Origin of the sequence: Paraburkholderia unamae (genome assembly GCF_003096875.1) — a bacterium.
GTDB classification, from domain to species: domain Bacteria; phylum Pseudomonadota; class Gammaproteobacteria; order Burkholderiales; family Burkholderiaceae; genus Paraburkholderia; species Paraburkholderia unamae.
On record NZ_QEOB01000003.1, the window covers coordinates 419,019 to 437,607 of the forward strand.

An 18,589-nucleotide genomic window follows, 5' to 3' on the forward strand; every position below is an offset into this window, starting at 1 on the left:
ATCCCCAAAGGTCATCACCGACGATACATTCACATTCAGGGCATGCGCAGCGGCGGCTCATGACTTGACCTCCATCACCGAAGGATTGACGGGAGGCGCGCCGACGAGCCCCGAGCGCGCGATACGGGCAATGGTCGGCAATAACTTCGGGTCAGCGCTTGACTTCGCGATATCGGCAATGACCGAAAGCGCTTCGCGCATGCGGTCGTTGTCGTGCTGCACGTGCAAATGCGTATGCAGGCGCAATGAAAGCGCGTGGCGTGTGAGGTGTTGATGCGTGGTCATGCGAATACCTCGAAGGGATCTGTATTGAGATCGAGCAGCGGAGCGTTGAACAAATCGAATGCCCCCAAAGGCCACACCCAGCGTGGACCATGGCCTTTGACGCGTTCCAGTGCCTGATGCGCTTAGGCATCCGCGCCTTGAGGTATTGGCTCCCGCAGTCGCCGCGTACTTCGTTGACGGGATCCGTCTGCAAGGCGAACCCAGATCGGAGCAAGCATGGTCCCGCGGCCACGCCTGGCGCCACAGGGACAGGCGTACTCGCTGCCTGAATCGCGCGCTTTCGCCGAAACTTCAAGCGCGTAGTCGATGAACAGTTCCTCGCCGGGCTGGATCTCCCTGAGCGCGTTGATATAAACCCGGCCTGATTCCTCTATCGCCTCGCAGTTCGCCTTGCACGCATGGTTGAGCCACCTTGCGCCGTTACCGCCGCGGCCGCCATCAATGACGCGCCTGTCCGACAACCCGAATAGGAAAGTGTGCGCGGCGTTGGCGCGCTGCGTGTAGGTGCGGGTCGCTTCCTGCCAGGTGGTGACGAGCCCCTTGTACTCAAAGATGCGCTCGCCAGCGGAAAGTGCCAGCAAGGCAAATACACCCTTTCCGCGGACGGGGGACTGCCGAACGGAGACGCGCTTCATGTCGGGAAAGTGTGAGAAAGCGAGGTCTGGAGTATAGCCGCAGCAACGGCCCCAAATGTGTCGCACCGGATCGTTACGGGAGTCATGGTCATGAGCCGGCGCATATGGGCCGCCGCAAACCGCCATTGATTGCTTGGGTAATGCAATGTGGCTTGCCGCGCTTGTCGCACTCGATGTCCATGAGGGTCGTCTCGTGTTTCCGTTCGCTGGCCTCGCCTCGCCGGCATGGCGCTACTGCAGCTATGTCCGCAAAGCACGGCTCGAAGATCACGCTATCAATATCTTTTCTGGCGTGGCTGCCCGATCTCGGGCAGCGCTTTTCACAGGGGACGTAGCGCGAGATCTGGCAGTCATCGGAGGGGCGGGTGCGACCTGCAACGGCTAACCGCCTTCCATCCGTGACCGGGTGTATTCTGCGGCCGTATGCCCGCCCATTCGGCGCTGTCCGCTGTCACTGTCTGGAGACGCGATGAATACTAGTAACCGGAAGCTTGTTTCCTCTACCTGCACAGCTTGTGCAAGCTGGGCGGGAGTTCAAAGGCAAACAAGGGCTCACCTATGCTGTCGGTATCTCTGCGGAAACCGTGGGATCCAAGCATGTGCATCTTCAGTTTGCAACCATTCCGCCAGGTGGCCGCGCGAAGGCGCATCTCCACGGAGAGCATGAGACCGCTATTTACCAGCTGAGCGGTGTATCGGGGTGCTGGTATGGCGAACGCCTGGAACAACATGCGGTGGTTCGAGCCGGAGACTTCTTTTACATTCCGGCAGGGGTGCCTCACGCTCCGTATAACGCGAGCCCGGATGATCCTTGCGTTGCGGTGATCGCCCGAACGGATCCCAAAGAACAGGAAAGCGTCACGATGCGGCCGGACCTTGACTCGTTAGTCCCCGGGTCTGGCGTTACGCCCTGATATCCGCATTGATCTGGATTGGCGCTTGCTGCTTCCAGCGAGTTTGCTGCTCGGCAAAGCGCACGACGGTCCTGACGTACCAGGCGGCCCTTCATACCACGGAGCGTTTCGTCAGCATCGGAAAAACCCGCCATCTTTAGCAGAGCGGGGCGGCGATCCGGTTCAGTCGGATTTTCATACGCTGAAGTTTAATGATTAAATGGAGACATTGTGATAATAAAAATTATCTAAATAGACGCGTTTTGTGTCGATTTCTGGAGGAAAACTTCGGCGGACTGACCTCGGGAAATCGTCCTCGCCGCCTCTAACGGCCTTGTCTCGGCCTGCAGTCGTCGTAATCTCTTCCCCCACCATGGAAGTTGGCCAATGCCTCCACCGATTCAAGTACCACCGGATGAACGGCTTGCGGCCCACGCTCATGCTTTCGCTTCAATTTGAGCCGTTCCCTGCGCGAGTCGGTGGTACCTGCGATAAGGCGATATCGCAAACAGCGCATTCGCTCATCGGGACCGAGCACATCTTCCGTGCGACCCACGCCGTGATCGCATGTTCTGGTCCGACTGGTATGCTTTGTTGGAGCGCAAGGCCGCTTGCTCACGGACCGTGCTCAGTTTTCAGTTGACGTTGACACGTCCTTCCACCGGCCGCTGCGCCCGACAATTTGAGTGCCACTGCCGCGCCACATCTTCGCGACCACGCAGGCATTTGATCCGATCCGGCCATGGTGCACTGAACAACCTTGACCGGGCATCATTCATAGGCGGCTTTGATGGCCGAGTGCGCAACGGAGAGCTGAACGGAGGTCTTTCAGCACGTCCTGCGTTGCTGCGACCGCACGGTACGCGACGTGCCCGTCTGGCCGCACGAGCACTGCACCCGTCGACCCGATTCCATACAGGTCGCCGAAGTCGATGGCTTCGGGAACCAGGTCTCCGTCGTCCGCAACACGAAGAGGCAAGATTCGCGGCTCGCCCTCTTTGTTCAATTCTGATGCGGCACGGATCCATGCTTGTCCACTAGCGCCAGTAAGCAACACGAAATCTTGATCGAACAACGATACAGCCGAGACTCGGTGACCTCCGTTTGCCGTGCGCGCCCAGAAGTGGGGAGCACGCCAGCCCGGCTTTGCGTGCGGCGTGTATTCAACTACGGCATTGCCGACAGATGGTGGGCTTACGTTATCCGGCACGTAGGCGCCGGGTCCTTCCGTACCTTCGTAGTGGATACCCAAGTCGAGTCCAAGCCAGTTACCGTACTGCTTTGAGGAGGCAACGATTCGACGGCGCTCTTCGATGGACGACGACTCACGCAAGGCTCGCATCATCTGTTCAATGTAGCCGGCATTGACTTTCGCGAACTCGCAATTGCGGAGCGCGGCCTCTCGCCGCTCATTGTTGTAGGTATCCAGTAGGGCGTCGGGAGCAACGCCGCGCAAAACGGCCCCGAGTTTCCACGCAAGGTTGTGCGCTGTATGGATGCCCGTATTGAGCCCCCAGCCACCGTGGGGAAGCGTCCGGTGTGCAGCATCTCCGGCAAGCAGAAGTCGCCCCTTCCGGAATGTGTCCGCAACAGATACCGTCAGCGTGTACTTGTAGTACTTGACCAACTCGATGTTCAACTCGTCGCCATCGGGAACACCGACCATTCGGCGAATCTTCTGGAGCACGTCGTCCGGTGTCCACTCATCCGGATTTTCTGAGTTCGGATCGTACTGAATTTGAACAGACCAGTTGTCTGCACCATCGAGTGGATGGAATACCCCAGCAGCGCTAGGCGCCAGTGTCCAGATCAGCGCACCCTCTCTTCCGGTCGAGTAAGTACTGAGGCCGCCGTGAAAGCGGGCTGCTACAAATGAACGATACGTCGCGTTGTAGGCGTCGCCAATCTCCGCCGCCGCGCGAAGACCACTCTTCCCACCATCGGCAGCAATCAGATACTGCGCACGGAGTTCGTATGGAGCAGTTTCCTGCGGTGAGCTTCGATCCACTATCGTGACTGTCACCGAAGAACCGTTGTCAACATAGTCCACGACTTCGTGACTAAAGAGGATGGTGCATTCCTCGAAGCTCTCTGCCTTTGCGTACAACATGGGGTCGAGACGGTCTTGGGCTGCTATGCGGTATTCGCAGGCGGAATGGTCCGCCGCCATCCCCGGTCCCATGTTGCCCGGCATGATGCCGATGAGCTCGCCAGCCATCGTTTCGGTGTAAACGAACTGACGTGCCCACGTTGGTGGCAACGAGCCACGCCGCAACTCTTCGCCCAGGTCGAGTTGGGTCAATATTTCGACGCTCCGCACGTTGATTCCACGCGCGCGGGGCATGGTATTTATCTGCTCGCGTTTTTCGAACACAATGTTGCGAATCCCCTGGCGCGACAGGAGAATCGAAAGCATAAGCCCGACCGGGCCCGCTCCAGCAATGACGACCGGATAGTCAAATTCATGTTGATCTGAGGATGCTGCGTCTTTCATAGATGTCCCTGTGTCTCTGATAAGCGTGGAATGTGGTGATTACTGGCCGCCTTCGCCGGGAGAAGAAAAGGGCGACTACCACGCGACGTTGGTTGATGTACTCGATGATGAAGCATCTATGGCAAAACCGGAACAACGTGAGAATGAACACCCCATATCACGATTCTGAATATCGCCTAACGATGGGCTACGCCCGAGAGCCAGGCCCGGCGTCTATCTCGGTGCCCGGCTCGGCGCGATTGGTGTCACTATGCGATCGGAGCTAATGCGGCCTGTGAAGGAGGTCGGCCGTGATGGACCGCTTACGATTCACTGTTCCTGCTCAGCAAAGTGCTCATAAATGAGCTGTCTAAGCCACTGATTGCCGGCATCCCTGTGATTCTGTGCGTGCCAAAGCACGTTAATGCTGATCTCGGGGATGTCGATGGGGCATGGGGCTGTCGCAAGCGTCTCAGTGCCAAAGGCTCGCCTGGCGTATGCCGCCGGGACGATGGCAACCATATCGGTCGACTGCAGGATGTAACCTACGGCTACGAAGTTGGGTACGCACAGTCTCACGTTCCGCTTGACCTTGGCTCGATCAAGCATGGCTTCAATCGCGGCGTACCCAGTGCCCTCAGCGAGGACATTGACGTGTTCAGCTTCCTCGAAACGCTCTCTTGTGCAGCCGAGCGTCTCGAACGGATGGCCGCGTCGAAAGAGGCACACATACTGCTGAGAAAGAAGCTTGCGTTGAAAGAAGCCGAAGTCGAGATCGGGTAGTAAGCCGATGGCAAGGTCAATCCTTCCACCCTCCATTTCGTCACGCAGGTTCACGGCGGTGTTGCGCACGGAATTGATCGTTATCCCAGCGCCTGCCGTAGCCAACAATTTCATCAAGGCGGGAAGAAAGTAAATCTCCCCTACATCGGTAAGCGCAACATTGAAGTTCCTGTTGCTCGTGGCCGGATCAAATATTGATACTTCGTTGACGCTATCAAGAATCACCTGCAACGCGTGGGCGATAGGCTCGTTCAGGTGCTCCGCGAAGCGGGTAGGCGTGAGCCCTTTCGATGTGCGTAGGAAGAGATCGTCGCCGAGCATTTTGCGCAGTCTGTTGAGCGAATTGCTGACGGCTGGTTGGGACATGCCCAGGGTTTCCGCTGCCTTTGAAGCACTACCTTGCGTGAGCAACTCGTGGAGCACAACGAGGAGGTTGAGGTCGAGTTCTCGCAGTTTCATACTTAGGCCATGTACGTGTTTTAAAGGTCGACATGAGGCTTTTGGCGTTGAGCTCCACCGATTCCAAGGACTCGATGAGGTCGTAATAACGGTTCATCCTCGGTAGGGATCGCGCCTGTGTCGTCACTCTCGGTATATCGTGTAGTGGCGTCAGACGAAAGTGCCTTTCGCTACCCCATAGCGGTCGACTTTGCTCAGTCAGCAGTCTGCCGAGCGAGCTTGCGCAAACAGTTTGCCCTGTGCAATTGCGATGTATTGCCGAAAATTCTGATTTTTTAACGATTCGCACGGTTTCGAACCCTGCCTGTTGGCGCCGAGACGCCATATTGCCAGCGGATTTGTCGGTGAAAGGAGTGCGAACGTCAGAGGAATGCAACGTGACCAGGAGAGGTCAGTCGCATCTTTTTTGTGTTGGCGTCGTCGTGTCGCCACAGTCAAAATACCAGGCACGAAGTTGGCGTGCCAGTTGGCGGGCCAGGCAATTCGGAAGGCGTGCGAACGCACCACCGGGAGACAGGCGAGGCTGCGCCTCGCCTGAATGTCAGAACTGAGTCTGGAAGCCGACCCGGGCGATGAACTGACTGGGGCTGCTGGAAGACCCGTTCGGGTTAGTGATCCCGTTGATCAATGCGTTTGCGCCGCTGTTCGTGCGTTGATATACACCGGTAAGGTACACAGTGCTGCGCTTCGAGAGCGTATATGAGAGAGTAGCGGTGCCTTGGTGCGCATGGTTGTCGTTGAGTGCGGCATTGCCGTCCATGTACATGTAGTTCGCGCTGACGGCCCACGCCGCATCCAGCCTGTACAAGGCGCCTACTTGCCCCTGCCAGATTGCGGCATGGTTTGCACTGTTGCGAACAGTCGTGAAGAGCGCAATTGTTCGAAGCTTGCCGAACGTATAGTGTCCGCCCACGCCCCAGTTCTGGATGCTTACCTGATGTCCTGCAACGGGGTACTTGACGTTCGTATATGCAGCGTTGAAACCAGCTGGACCGGCTGAGTAGTTCAAGGCAAAGCTTGACGCATTGTTGGTGCCAATAGAGCCGGCCACGCCGCCGAAGCTGTACAGTGCGCCTGCGGAGAAGCCGGCGAAGGTGGGGGTTAGATATTTGACGGAATTCTGGATTCGCTCCCCGGCCATTCGATCCCAGTCAAACGCGCCCGTTGGGTTACCCGGAATCGCCAACTTGTTGAAGGGGCCGTTTCGGAAGCCGTAGAGACCTACCCCTGGAAATGTTGCTGCGTCGTTGAAACCAAAGGTCAGGGAATCTGTCATAAAGTCATACTGGTTCCCAAGTGTCAGTCTACCCAGAGCGTGATCGTCCAGACCGACGTACGCCGTCCTGCTGAAGAGGCTTTGACCCGGAAGGATGCTGCCAGTACCGATGGAGAATTGATCCATCAATTCAAAGATTGCCGCAGTGCCCCCGCCCAAATCCTCTCTGCCAGAAAATCTCAGAATGTTTGGGAAGGCAATGCCATCATCGAATTTCGTGTTGCTGTGTCCGGCCTCGTTGCTGATGTAGGAGACTCCGGCATCCAAAATTCCGCTCAGTGTCGCGCTGCTTTGCGCGAAAACCGAGCCAGAAATAAGTAACGCCGAAATCGATACTAAGCTCCTCTTCCTCATTGTGTCTCCTCTGGTTTATATGAAAGTCTTTTTCATGGCGAAGCTTGTCCGCTACTCTCGAACCTTCTACGTGCAGACACCTTCGTTCTATGACGGTATTCGGAGTCGGATGGATTGAAAGTGACTCATGAGTTCCTGGCGTGAAACCAGAAAATGAACGAGCGAAGCCGACCCGCGATTAGTCGCGGGGTCTTCTAAAATCTTCCTCGTTTCGAACTAGATACCTACGCTAATGAGCGTAGATACTCACCTTCACGTCAGACGTGCCATAAAGGTGCGCAGTAGTTCAGACCACTTTTTTGCGTCCACGCCAGAAGCAAAGTGGCCGAACCGACTTTCAATCTGGTGATACTCGGCTGCAACGTCCGCGTGCGCCAATGCCTGCATTACTTCGTCAGACAGAGTCGGGGGGAACAGGCGATCAGTCGACGAAAGTGCAAAGAAGACATGTGCCTTGATATTGCCTAGACGAGGGCGTACATCAAAGGCACTTGCAGCCTTCATGAGGATCAACATCGAATTTGCATCGAATTTTTCGGCCCATTTATCCGCTAGACGCACTATTTCCGTGTCGCGCTCTACAGCATCGGGAAACTGCTGTTCGAGGACTGCGTCGATACCAAACACCTTCAGCGTCTCGGAGCGCATTTTTGCGAGGGTGGGCTTCACGCCCAGACCGGCGTAGTAATTGCCACCGTTCCAGTTCGGATCGCTCGAAAGTCGTTTTTCAATTCCTGCAACGTCGGCAGCTGGGCAGAAGGGCGCGCTGGTCAAAGCGGCGATCCCGTCGACAAAGTCGGGATATGAAATTGCCCATTGGAAGGCCTGAAATCCGCCGAAGGATGGACCCACTACGGCGACGAGCTTCTTGACCCCCAAGGCGTCGACCAAGCTGCGTTGCGTCTCGACGATGTCGCCCAGTGTGATATCCGGAAAGGAAGAGCCATATGGGCTTCCCGTCGCAGGATTTATCGAGGCGGCGTTCGTTGAGCCATAGGACGAACCCAGCATATTCGGGCAGACCACAAAGAACTGTTCAGTGTCTATTGGCTTTCCAGGCCCGACGATTTCGCACCACGAGCCTTCGACTGCGTTACTGCCAGGAAGCGCCATGTCGTGGCCGCTTGTGTAGCCATGCGTTAGAAGTACAGCGTTGCTCCCGTCAGGTGCAAGATCGCCCATCGTGGTGTACGCAATGACGACGTCTTGAAGCGTCACTCCGCTGGCTAGCGTCAGAGTGGGGATAGTGTGCAACGAGTTCTTCATTTTATGGACCGGGTGGCTCAATAGTTGGGGCAAACGAGTCTCTAGCCAACACTTGCAGGTTCGATCGAACTACATCCGGCAAGGTTATTCGCCGTGAAATTCTGTCCACGAACACGAGATTTCGAATGTTCGACTCGCATCTCACTCATGGATAGCGTCCACTCGAATACTGCTCAGTCGCTGGCCACCATCGATGACGCGTACAGTGCGCCATATGCGACTCGAGACTTGTGAAGTCTCTGCCAGACACGTCTGTTCGTGCGGACGAGGTTGTCTCCACTGTTCTTATCCCTCTGACTGATATGTCTTGGGGCAAGCTGCGATATAGGCAGACGGACCTATGATGACCAGCCCATTGAAAAAGAGGAATGGGTTAGGTGGTATATGGGGGTATCACGAAGGTGAATAAGGCCGAAGGACGGACAGTACCGGCTGGCACGTTTGCGCTTTTGGTCTTGCAAACTTTTGGCGTCGCAGGTCTAAAGCTAGAGCAAGTCCCGAGACTGTCAGGCTGCGCACTCCGGCGCGAGTGAGTGGAAGCTACGTTCGCGCCGGAGCATTCGTGCGTTCGGCTTAATTAGGTCTCACCGGCCAGACGATGAGATTGTTGACAACCGCATGTACGCCCGGGGCTTCCTGCACCGCCGCACCGATCTTCGAGATTTGCTCAGCATCTGTCACGCGACCCGTGATTAGAACATCACTATTCTTCGCGATAATCGCGACGTCGGCGAGGTCAAGGCCTTTCATATGCGCAATGTGCTTCCACACGGACTTTGCGAAGGCCTTGTCCGCCGGGCTGGAATAACGGAATTGCTTGTAAGGGCTACCCTGAGCAGCCGAAGCTTGCGGTTCCGAGGCGGGCTGCGCTGTTGCGATGTTTTGTACCAAGACGATAGTGACGCTGCCAGCGATAAGTGCGTATGCGAGTAATTTCATGGTTCTCTTCCACGGAAGGTATCTGACGGTCGTTGCTTTTTATATATCCATCTCGCCGCCAGAGAAGAGCCGGTTGGTCGTTACTCTGGGGCTTGCACTATGATGGACAAAGCGACATGCCCGCGATACCCAATCGGGCGAATACGGGGATATAACTAACGTGAATAAAGCGCGTCGCGTTTAGTCGAATGCTATGGACTAGCAGAAAACCCTCGCGCGGATGCGGGATTGAGGCAGGAGTTCCTGCGTAACCCGAAAGTCGCGGCAACTGAGAAAGAATTTACTCAAGGGTTCCACCGACAATGGCCGTCTCATTTCACGCATCGAATGTGGCGCGTGTTCCACGTATTCTGGAGACTTTTCATGACGGCACGCCCGGCTTTCGGCGATTCTTCGGCACTGTCTGACTACAAGCTAACCGACAACCTTACGGCAACGACTGGCCGCATATTCCTGACCGGCACGCAGGCGATCATCCGCCTCGCACTCATGCAGCGCGCACTCGACCGCGCGCACGCGCTGAACACTGCGGGCTTCATCAGCGGCTATCGCGGCTCGCCGCTCGGCATGGTCGACCAGCAGGCGTGGAAGGCGAAGAAACTGCTCGAAGCCGCCGACGTGCGCTTCCTGCCCGCCATCAACGAGGAACTGGGCGGCACGGCCGTGCTCGGCACGCAGCGCGTGGAAGCGGACCCGGAGCGCACCGTCGAGGGCGTGTTCGCGATGTGGTACGGCAAGGGCCCGGGCGTGGATCGCGCGGGCGACGCGCTCAAGCACGGCAACGCCTACGGCTCGTCGCCGCACGGCGGCGTGCTCGTGGTGGCCGGCGACGATCACGGCTGCGTGTCGTCGTCGATGCCGCATCAGAGCGACTTCGCGATGATGTCGTGGCACATGCCCGTGGTGAATCCGTCGAATATCGCCGACATGCTCGAATTCGGCCTGTATGGCTGGGCGCTCTCGCGCTACTCGGGCGCGTGGGTCGGCTACAAGGCGATTTCGGAAACGGTGGAGTCGGGCTCGACCGTCGATCTCGATGCGATCAAGACCGACTGGCAAGCGCCCGAAGGCTTTACTCCGCCGCCTGGCGGCCTGCACAACCGCTGGCCCGATCTGCCGAGCCTTTCGATCGAGCAGCGTCTGGCCGCCAAGCTCGACGCCGTGCGCCACTTCGCGCGCATGAACAGCATCGACAAGTGGGTCGCGCCGAGCCCGCACGCGAATGTGGGCATCATCACCTGCGGCAAGGCCCACCTGGACCTGATGGAAACGCTGCGCCGCCTCGATCTCACCATCGACGATCTGGATAAAGCCGGCGTGCGCATCTACAAGGTGGGCCTGTCGTTCCCGCTGGAGATGTCGCGCATCGACGCGTTCGTCTCGGGCCTCACCGACGTGCTCGTGATCGAAGAGAAGGGCCCCGTGATCGAGCAGCAGATCAAGGACTATCTCTACAACCGCAAGGAAGGCGCGCGCCCGACGGTGATCGGCAAGCACGCCGAAGACGGCACGCTGCTGCTCTCCGAGCTTGGCGAGTTGCGCCCCTCGCGCATCCTGCCCGTGTTCGCGGCGTGGCTCGCGAAGCATCGGCCAACGCTTGACCGCCGCGAGCGCGTGGTGGATCTCGTCGCGCCGCAAATCCTCTCGAACGCCGCCGACGCCGTGCGCCGCACGCCCTACTTCTGCTCGGGCTGCCCGCACAACACATCGACGAAGGTGCCCGAAGGCTCGATCGCGCAGGCCGGCATCGGCTGCCACTTCATGGCTTCGTGGATGGAGCGCGACACGACGGGCCTGATCCAGATGGGCGGCGAAGGCGTGGACTGGGCCGCGCATTCGATGTTCACGAAGATGCCGCACGTGTTCCAGAATCTCGGCGACGGCACCTACTTTCACTCAGGCATCCTCGCGATTCGCCAGGCGGTGGCGGCGAAGACCAACATCACCTACAAGATTCTCTACAACGACGCGGTCGCGATGACGGGCGGCCAGCCCGTGGACGGCAGCATCTCCGTGCCGCAGATCGCGCGCCAGGTGGAAGCCGAGGGCGTCTCGCGCTTCGTGGTGGTGAGCGACGAGCCCGAGAAGTACGACGGCCATCACGGCCTGTTCCCGAAGGGCACGACGTTCCATCACCGCAGCGAACTCGACACGGTTCAGCGCGAACTGCGCGAAACGCCGGGCGTGACCGTGCTGATCTACGATCAAACCTGCGCCGCCGAAAAGCGCCGCCGCCGCAAGAAGGGCGAATTCCCCGACCCGGACAAGCGCCTCTTCATCAACGAGGAAGTGTGCGAAGGCTGCGGCGATTGCGGCGTGCAGTCGAATTGTCTTTCGGTCGAACCCGTGGAAACGGAACTGGGCCGCAAGCGCCGCATCGACCAGTCGTCGTGCAACAAGGACTATTCGTGCGTGAACGGCTTCTGCCCGAGCTTCGTCACCATCGAAGGCGGCAAGCTCAAAAAGGCCGCGGGCGCGGCGTTCGATCCGCAAGCGTTGGCCGCTCGCGTGAATGCGCTGCCGGTTCCCGCTACGCATCTGGATAACGCGCCGTACGACATTCTCGTGACGGGCGTGGGCGGCACCGGTGTCGTGACCGTGGGCGCGCTCATCAGCATGGCCGCGCACCTGGAAGGCAAGAGCGCCTCGGTGCTCGACTTCATGGGCTTCGCGCAAAAGGGCGGTTCGGTGCTTTCGTTCGTGCGCTTCGCCGCGACCGATGCGCTGCTCAACCAGGTGCGCATCGACACGCAGCAGGCCGACCTGCTGCTCGCCTGCGACATGGTGGTGGGCGCAAGCGCCGATGCGCTGCAAACCGTGCGCCACGACCGCACGCGCATCGTCGTGAACACGCATCAGATTCCGAACGCGTCGTTCGTGCAGAACCCCGAGGCGAACCTGCACGCCGATGCGCTGCTCGCGAAGATGCGCCACGCGGCGACCAACGGCGCAACGTCGACGCAAGATCCGCTCTCCGCGTGCGATGCGCAAGCGCTCGCGCAACGCTATCTCGGCGACACGATCGGCGCGAACATCGTGATGCTCGGTTTTGCGTGGCAGCTTGGCCTCGTGCCGGTTTCGCTCGCGGCGCTCACGCGTGCCATCGAGCTGAACAACGTGGCCGTGAAGGCAAACCTGTTCGCGTTCTCGATCGGCCGTATGGCTGCCGCCGATCCTGCGGCACTCGAAGCGCTCGACACGCAACGCGTGAACCAGGCCAATGCCGCTGCGAAAGCCACGGCACGAAAGCTCACGCAAACGCTCGACGAACTGATCGCCGATCGCGAAACGCGTCTGCTCGCGTATGGCGGCGCGAGCTATGTGAAGCGTTATCGCGCGCTGGTCGATGCCGCACGCAGCGCAGACAAAACCACCGAGAACGCGCTTGCACGCGCCGTCGCGACTACGTTCTATCGGCTGCTCGCCGTGAAGGACGAATACGAGGTCGCGCGCCTGCACACCGACCCGGCGTTCCGCGCGGCACTCGAGGCACAATTCGAGGGTAAGGCGGGCAGTGACTTTACGGTCAAGTTCAACATGGCCCCGCCGGTGATCGCCCGTGAGAAGAACGGCCAGCCGCCGCGCAAGATGCAGTTCGGTCAGTGGATGTGGCGCGCCCTCGCGCTGCTCTCGAAGGGGCGCGGCGTACGTGGCACGTGGCTCGATCCGTTCGGCCGCACGCTCGAGCGCCGTATGGAACTCGCGCTCGCCGACGATTACGACGCCACGATGCGAAACGCATTTGGGAAGTTGACTACCGAATATGCCGATGCCGCCGATGACGTTGAGAAGCTTGCGGCGCTGCATCAGCGTGTGCGCGGCTACGGCCACGTGAAGCTCGCGAACCTTGCGGCGGTCAAGCGCAATGAACGCGAACTGGCTGCGCGCCTGAAGCTCGACGTGAAGACGAGCCCGGTTGTTCAGGAAGCCGTTGATTCGTTCAAGGGCGCCGGTGCGTTGCGCGGCATCCCGGTAGTCGTAACGAAGTGACTCTAAGCTTGCGCTAGATGTCTGTGCTTGTAGAGCAGCCGATCTTGGTGTTCCGAGGTCGGCTATCTTGGTTAGATGACAGACCTACCCGAGGGCTGGATGGATCTTGAAGAGCAAGGCGTACATGGAAAAGCTAGATGTCTGTGCTTGTAGAGCAGCCGATCTTGGTGTTCCGAGGTCGGCTATCTTGGTTAGATGACAGACCTACCCGAGGGCTGGATGGATCTTGAAGAGCAAGGCGTACATGGAAAATTTCGTCTTTTGTCGCGGGTATGACCTGGGACTCAGTGAGGTGCAAGAGAGACTATCGCGTTTCCAATCGGATGGGCGGATGTTCAAGGTTGCCTCTGGCGCGGTACAGGTTCTCAGCGACGATGGGCAGTCTGTATTGCTGACGTCCACTAAAGGGGGGGCGGGAGGTAGGCGCCGCCTATAGCTAGTCCGTCAATTTGGCGGCAGACTTGGCTTCTCAACGTTCATGCTTGGTTCGCTTTCTAGCAAGTGTCGGAAAGCGGCACTGGCCGGCCTTGCGCGCCGACTGATCCTATCAATCTGGCAGCGAGTGCATCGCGATGGCCTCACATTGCCCGTGCATTCGTCGCGACTGATCGGTTCCCTTTCGACTTTATCCGGCAGTTCACCAGTCCTTCGGGACATCAGCGTTGTCGTTCGCATTCGAAATGCCGGTGTTTTACGCGATATTCATCGAAATCGATGCGACAACTGCCTAAGTGAATTGCAATATTCGAGCGCTGACATTCTTGCAGGCAGCGAAGTGGCGGTCGGTGTGGATTGGCTTGCGAGGCTACGCGGCACTAAGGGCGCGGGCGATTACTTCGCAGAACCAGTGTTGCGCAGTCGTATCATCAGCTCGAGATTGCCAGTACAGGTTCACATCGAAGTTCGGTATCGGCAATGGGAGCGGTAGGATGCGTACGCGACCATCTTCGGCAACTGCCCGAGCAACTCGCGTTGGCAGCGTAAGAAGAAAGTCCGTCGAGGCGATTACGCCAATCGGATTCGTAAAATGAGGCACCCGGATTGCCGTTCTGCGGGTAAGTCCCATTTCTGTCAAAACGTCCTCAACTAGATGGTGCCCCGAGTGTGGATCTACAACGACATGTTTCTCGGCGACGTATTCGTCTAGGGAAAGTTTCATGCCGATTCTGGGGTGAGACGCACTCAGAATACATGAGTATGTCTCTGAAAAAAGAGTTCGTTTTCGAGCTAGGCCGCCAATAAACTGAAGGTTGCCCACAACGGCATCGACGGTCCCTGTCGAAAGCCAGTCACCGACGCGCGCGCTATCCAGTTGCACAACTTCTAAGTTGATTTCGGGTGCAACCTGCTGGAGTTCTCGCACTAGGAGTGGCAACAGGTAATGCTCGCCGAGATCCGAAAGAGCCAACCGGAAGCAGCGACTGGATTGTTCTGGTATGAAGTCACGAGTCGCGACAATTGCGCGCTCGATGTCGTTTAGTGCGGAACTGAATGCGGTGTACAACTGCGACGCATTGAATGTCGGCGCCATGCCCTCTCGAGTGCGTGTGAAGAGCTCGTCGTTGAGCAGGTCGCGAAGTCGGCCAAGAGAATAGCTGACAGATGGTTGTGTAATGTTCAACCGCCGTGCAGCAGCGCTGACACTCCCGGCTTCATAGATTGCGATGAAAACTCGAACCAGATTCAGGTCGGAGATGGCCATGCGAGTAAATATAGGTGAAATCTATGTCGATAGATATGAAAACGCTCTCCGGCTTATTTTACTTGGAAATTAGGCACTGCAACTGCTCGAAGAGAAATCCTTTCAGGCGAGTGCCTAACTGAACTGGCTGGACGTCGACGATCGCTCCGGCGAGTTCGCATCGCGACGCGGCGCAAATGTGCATGCAGCGGCGGATGGCGTCATCGCCCACAGCGGATAGACATAGCCTGGACGTGCGCTGCGCACGGGCGAGCCCAGTGGTCCTGTACGAGACAGGCGAAACGCCATCGAACTACCTGTCCGGGAAGGCAGGGAATCGGGTGTCGCCGCCTGGTGCAGCGTTCACGCAACTTACAGGCGGCGCCGGAATGCGAAAGGGCCCCGTGGTGATGACGGTCCCGGCCCCCCCGCGCAGCATGAGCGAACGTTTATCTTGCGCGACCATTCTGCGTGAGTAGTTGTCTGCTCCTTCAAACTCGCCGTCGCTGAGTACGATCGGTTTCTCAACTTTGATGGTTAGGCTCGCGCATCTGTGCCGAAGAAGCTGTCGCACAGCTCGCAGTCGACAAGACCATCGTTGTCCCACAATGAGAACACTCTTTGGGTAGAATCAAATGCTGGTCAACGTGAGTTGTTCCGTTGGATTGTGAGGTGAAAGATGGACTTTGATTTTGATCAGAGTGAGCAAATTCGAGGTTGCGCCTCATTGAATAGAGCGCGACTCCTGTTAGGTAGTGCGTCAGGTTTGCTATTAGATGAGTCGAGTTGGCGCCAACCGGCAAGCCCGTCTGTCGTCTCGGGGGAGCATGTTGGTTTTACGATAAGTCGGTTTGCTGATCTAGACGTGAATACCAGGGAGCGGGTTGCGGAACAGGAAGGTGATTATTATTCGCTCTCACTTGGGATTCGATCTACTAATGTCGCCGCCTACTCGAACGGGCGGAAGGTTTTTGACGGGCTAACCCCAGCAGGCGCAATCCACCTGGAGGCTCCGCGGGTGGCTTTGCGCGGGATTTTTCGAGCACCCACCGACGCATTGCACGTGTTTTTCTCGAGTCGGGTGCTTTTCGACTTACAGTACGAAGTTGGTGTCACGGCTCGGCCCTTGACGCTGCGAAGCATCTACTTCAATCGCGATCCGGTGTTGGAAAGTTTGCTGATGGCCTTGGCGCGTGAACAATTGGGCGCCTGTAGTCTGGATCGCGTATTTGCTGAGGCGTTGTGCATTGCAATAGCTTCACATCTCCTTCGCACCCGGGGAGGGATGGAGTCCACCACGCCTGCAACGAGGCACGAAGGGCTCGCCGGCTGGCGCGTGCGTCGCGTAATCGACTATATCGAGGCAAATCTCGCAAGTTCAATATCACTGAACGATCTTGCACGGGTAGCGGGGCTGAGTCGAATGCACTTTGCGGCACAATTTCGCCAAGCTACCGGTCTTCGACCACATGAATGTGTCCTGAAGCGGAGAATTGCTCGCGCTCAGGAAATGATGCTTCATTCCGATCTGGCACTTTTACCTATCGCGACCACCGTAGGATTTCAAAGTCAAGCCCACTTTTCTCGCGTTTTTAGGCAAGTGGTAGGGGCGACGCCATCTGCTTGGCGCGTAGCGCATAAGCGCTAAGGTGAGACGTGCAACTACCCTGCGCTATCCGATAGATAACGACTTCTAGATAGGGAATCTAAATCGCGCACGTATGGCTGAAGCAATCAATACGCGCTTTCGCGGGTCACGGGTCGATACTCGCGTTCCAATATGCGCCGGTTCGCGTGACGCTCATGTCACGCAGCGGATACCATTTTATGAGTCGCAGCGTAGGGAGCAATTAAATATCCGACTGCCGCTCAACGTTGAACTGCCGGTTGACGTGGGCTAGTGAACACGAGGCGGACGTATCGTGAGTCGTCGCGCGAACTCACTTCCATCCAGTTGCGAGTCGCAAGCTCCATCGCTTAATCACGATCGGATCATGCAGTGTGCGACCATAACGCCCTACCGGTTTATCTGCTTCCAGTATCCGGAAAACATGCCGCAGACCAGCATGTTGGCCTTCTACGCACGACTGATTTCTGCCTGTAACCTAACGCTTGACCCAGTCCAGCTGCGTCTGCGGCGGACAGCCGATCATCAACTCGCCCGCCGCTTATCTACGGATGTTCGCTGTGCTGCTTGCGTACCGCACGCCTGGGCTTTCGGAAAGAACTTGGCTACCGTCTTGTGTATGGACTGACTCTCTCAAAAATGCGAGCCTCCGAGACGACCAGTGCGGTTCACTGCGATTTGAGCGATTGGATCCGCTTCGAAGTCAAAAGGCGGTCGTTGAACGAACTCACCTTTGCGCTCTAGCTGAGAGCACTTCCGTACGCCATGCCCGAAGTGTGAGATGCACGCGAACGCAACCGCGAACTAGGTCGGATCACGAGTGAGCCCAGGCTCTTTATTTAACGCACCAACCGACACTCGCTCGGACTGCTCCAGTGAGTGCGATTCGGAGAGCTGTCACATATCCATGTGATGTCGGTGGCTTGAGTCACTTTGGATAATGGGTCCACGAAAATGCCGCGAGCGGCGGCCAACCTCTCATGGACTCATGCAATGAATTTCGGAATTGCTACGGTGCTTACCCCTGCCCCAGTAGGTGCGCTTGAAATCGGCGAGACATACTGGACATTTGACGTCTTGATGCAACACGGTATCGAGTTACCATCCGTTGATGTCAAGGCTCTGTTTTCGGATTGGTCCGCAAGTGTTGACCTGCTGGAAAAGGTTGCGGAAAAGTGCGCGAAGGACCCCGAGTTTGCAGCGCTGGGACGCGGCGCAGACCAGGTAACGCTTGGTGTGCCATTGCTATATCCGAACAAGGTCATCGCGGTCGGCGCAAATTACGCAAGTCATCTGGAAGAAATGGGATTACCCGTGTCCCGTTGGGAGCCGTTGCCGTTCTTCTTTAAGCCCCCGACTACTACCTTGGTGGGCCCGGGCAAGACGGTGAAAATCCAGCCACGTACTCGCCAGCTTGACTGGGAAATCGAACTTGCGGTCGTTGTGGGGGCGCGCCTCAGTGATGCAAGCCTCGAGCAGGCAAAGGCGGCAATCGCAGGCTATTCCATCGGGCTGGATATGAGCGCGCGAGACTGGATCCAGCAGCCCGACTCCCCGCTCAAGGTGGACCTGATGCGCGGGAAATGCCAGGACACTATGTGTCCGCTCGGACCGATCATCCGACCGTCGCGCTTCGTCCCTGATCCGCACCAGCTACGACTGCAGCTCTCTGTAAATGGGGAGCCGAGACAGGACGCATCCACTGCCGAAATGCTGTATCGAATTGAGGAGCAGTTGAGCCTCATCAGCCAGTTCATCACGTTAGAGCCGGGTGACATTGTTCTCACGGGTTCGCCGGCTGGTTCCGGCGTTTCATACGGTTCATTCCTAAAGCATGGGGATCGTATATCGGCCTCGATTGAGGGCATTGGTACGCTAAATGTCGAAGTGGCCGAAGAACTGCGCTAAATCTGTAACGAATGGGGAAG

12 protein-coding genes are annotated in these 18,589 nt (G+C 57.7%); 4 read left to right on the forward strand and 8 right to left on the reverse strand.

Features of this window, described 5'->3' with window-relative positions:
• Positions 1–57: 57 nt before the first annotated feature.
• Together C7402_RS08975 and C7402_RS08980 are read right to left on the reverse strand one after the other, a co-directional pair.
• Positions 58–285, reverse strand: a complete 228-nt coding sequence (locus C7402_RS08975; RefSeq protein ID WP_116610340.1) for a hypothetical protein — start codon at positions 283–285, stop codon at positions 58–60.
• Positions 286–407: 122 nt separating this feature from the next.
• Positions 408–920 (reverse strand): SET domain-containing protein, encoded by a 513-nt coding sequence (locus C7402_RS08980; protein WP_116610341.1) that lies wholly within the window; start codon positions 918–920, stop codon positions 408–410.
• A gap of 515 nt (positions 921–1,435) precedes the next feature.
• Here C7402_RS08980 and C7402_RS08985 point away from each other — a divergent pair.
• Positions 1,436–1,834 carry a cupin domain-containing protein gene (locus C7402_RS08985; protein WP_279635543.1) on the forward strand — a complete coding sequence of 133 codons (399 nt, stop codon included), beginning with the start codon at positions 1,436–1,438 and terminating at the stop codon, positions 1,832–1,834.
• 754 nt (positions 1,835–2,588) lie between these two features.
• Here the strand turns inward: C7402_RS08985 and C7402_RS08990 are convergent.
• From C7402_RS08990 to C7402_RS09010, 5 genes are all read right to left on the reverse strand, one after another.
• Positions 2,589–4,307 carry an FAD-dependent monooxygenase gene (locus tag C7402_RS08990; RefSeq protein ID WP_116610343.1) on the reverse strand — a complete coding sequence of 573 codons (1,719 nt, stop codon included), beginning with the start codon at positions 4,305–4,307 and terminating at the stop codon, positions 2,589–2,591.
• A 309-nt stretch (positions 4,308–4,616) separates the two neighbouring features.
• Positions 4,617–5,528 (reverse strand): LysR family transcriptional regulator, encoded by a 912-nt coding sequence (locus tag C7402_RS08995; RefSeq protein WP_116610344.1) that lies wholly within the window; start codon positions 5,526–5,528, stop codon positions 4,617–4,619.
• Positions 5,529–6,069: 541 nt separating this feature from the next.
• Entirely contained in the window at positions 6,070–7,158 is a 1,089-nt protein-coding gene (locus tag C7402_RS09000) for a porin (protein ID WP_116610345.1), read from the reverse strand.
• A gap of 252 nt (positions 7,159–7,410) precedes the next feature.
• Entirely contained in the window at positions 7,411–8,424 is a 1,014-nt protein-coding gene (locus C7402_RS09005; RefSeq protein ID WP_116610346.1) for a homoserine O-acetyltransferase family protein, read from the reverse strand.
• A 573-nt stretch (positions 8,425–8,997) separates the two neighbouring features.
• Positions 8,998–9,363, reverse strand: a complete 366-nt coding sequence (locus C7402_RS09010) for a BON domain-containing protein (protein ID WP_116610347.1) — start codon at positions 9,361–9,363, stop codon at positions 8,998–9,000.
• Between the two features lie 363 nt (positions 9,364–9,726).
• Here C7402_RS09010 and C7402_RS09015 point away from each other — a divergent pair, with 363 nt between their 5' ends.
• Positions 9,727–13,353, forward strand: a complete 3,627-nt coding sequence (locus C7402_RS09015; RefSeq protein WP_116610348.1) for an indolepyruvate ferredoxin oxidoreductase family protein — start codon at positions 9,727–9,729, stop codon at positions 13,351–13,353.
• A gap of 805 nt (positions 13,354–14,158) precedes the next feature.
• Here C7402_RS09015 and C7402_RS09020 read toward each other — a convergent pair.
• Entirely contained in the window at positions 14,159–15,055 is an 897-nt protein-coding gene (locus tag C7402_RS09020) for a LysR family transcriptional regulator (protein WP_116610349.1), read from the reverse strand.
• Positions 15,056–15,713: 658 nt separating this feature from the next.
• Between C7402_RS09020 and C7402_RS09025 the strand changes: the two genes are divergently transcribed.
• Together C7402_RS09025 and C7402_RS09030 are read left to right on the forward strand one after the other, a co-directional pair.
• Positions 15,714–16,682 (forward strand): helix-turn-helix domain-containing protein, encoded by a 969-nt coding sequence (locus tag C7402_RS09025; RefSeq protein ID WP_116610350.1) that lies wholly within the window; start codon positions 15,714–15,716, stop codon positions 16,680–16,682.
• A 972-nt stretch (positions 16,683–17,654) separates the two neighbouring features.
• On the forward strand, positions 17,655–18,569 hold the full coding sequence (locus C7402_RS09030; RefSeq protein WP_165841837.1) for a fumarylacetoacetate hydrolase family protein: 915 nt from the start codon (positions 17,655–17,657) through the stop codon (positions 18,567–18,569).
• The last annotated feature ends 20 nt before the right edge of the window (positions 18,570–18,589 follow it).

What these genes read in the sequence shown, in the direction of transcription:
- C7402_RS08975 (WP_116610340.1), bottom strand. Translation starts at nt 285, where the DNA reads ATGACCACGCATCAACACCTCACACGCCACGCGCTTTCATTGCGCCTG.
- C7402_RS08980 (WP_116610341.1), bottom strand. Translation starts at nt 920, where the DNA reads ATGAAGCGCGTCTCCGTTCGGCAGTCCCCCGTCCGCGGAAAGGGTGTA.
- C7402_RS08990 (WP_116610343.1), bottom strand. Translation starts at nt 4,307, where the DNA reads ATGAAAGACGCAGCATCCTCAGATCAACATGAATTTGACTATCCGGTC.
- C7402_RS08995 (WP_116610344.1), bottom strand. Translation starts at nt 5,528, where the DNA reads ATGAAACTGCGAGAACTCGACCTCAACCTCCTCGTTGTGCTCCACGAG.
- C7402_RS09000 (WP_116610345.1), bottom strand. Translation starts at nt 7,158, where the DNA reads ATGAGGAAGAGGAGCTTAGTATCGATTTCGGCGTTACTTATTTCTGGC.
- C7402_RS09005 (WP_116610346.1), bottom strand. Translation starts at nt 8,424, where the DNA reads ATGAAGAACTCGTTGCACACTATCCCCACTCTGACGCTAGCCAGCGGA.
- C7402_RS09010 (WP_116610347.1), bottom strand. Translation starts at nt 9,363, where the DNA reads ATGAAATTACTCGCATACGCACTTATCGCTGGCAGCGTCACTATCGTC.
- C7402_RS09015 (WP_116610348.1), top strand. Translation starts at nt 9,727, where the DNA reads ATGACGGCACGCCCGGCTTTCGGCGATTCTTCGGCACTGTCTGACTAC.
- C7402_RS09020 (WP_116610349.1), bottom strand. Translation starts at nt 15,055, where the DNA reads ATGGCCATCTCCGACCTGAATCTGGTTCGAGTTTTCATCGCAATCTAT.
- C7402_RS09025 (WP_116610350.1), top strand. Translation starts at nt 15,714, where the DNA reads ATGGACTTTGATTTTGATCAGAGTGAGCAAATTCGAGGTTGCGCCTCA.
- C7402_RS09030 (WP_165841837.1), top strand. Translation starts at nt 17,655, where the DNA reads ATGAATTTCGGAATTGCTACGGTGCTTACCCCTGCCCCAGTAGGTGCG.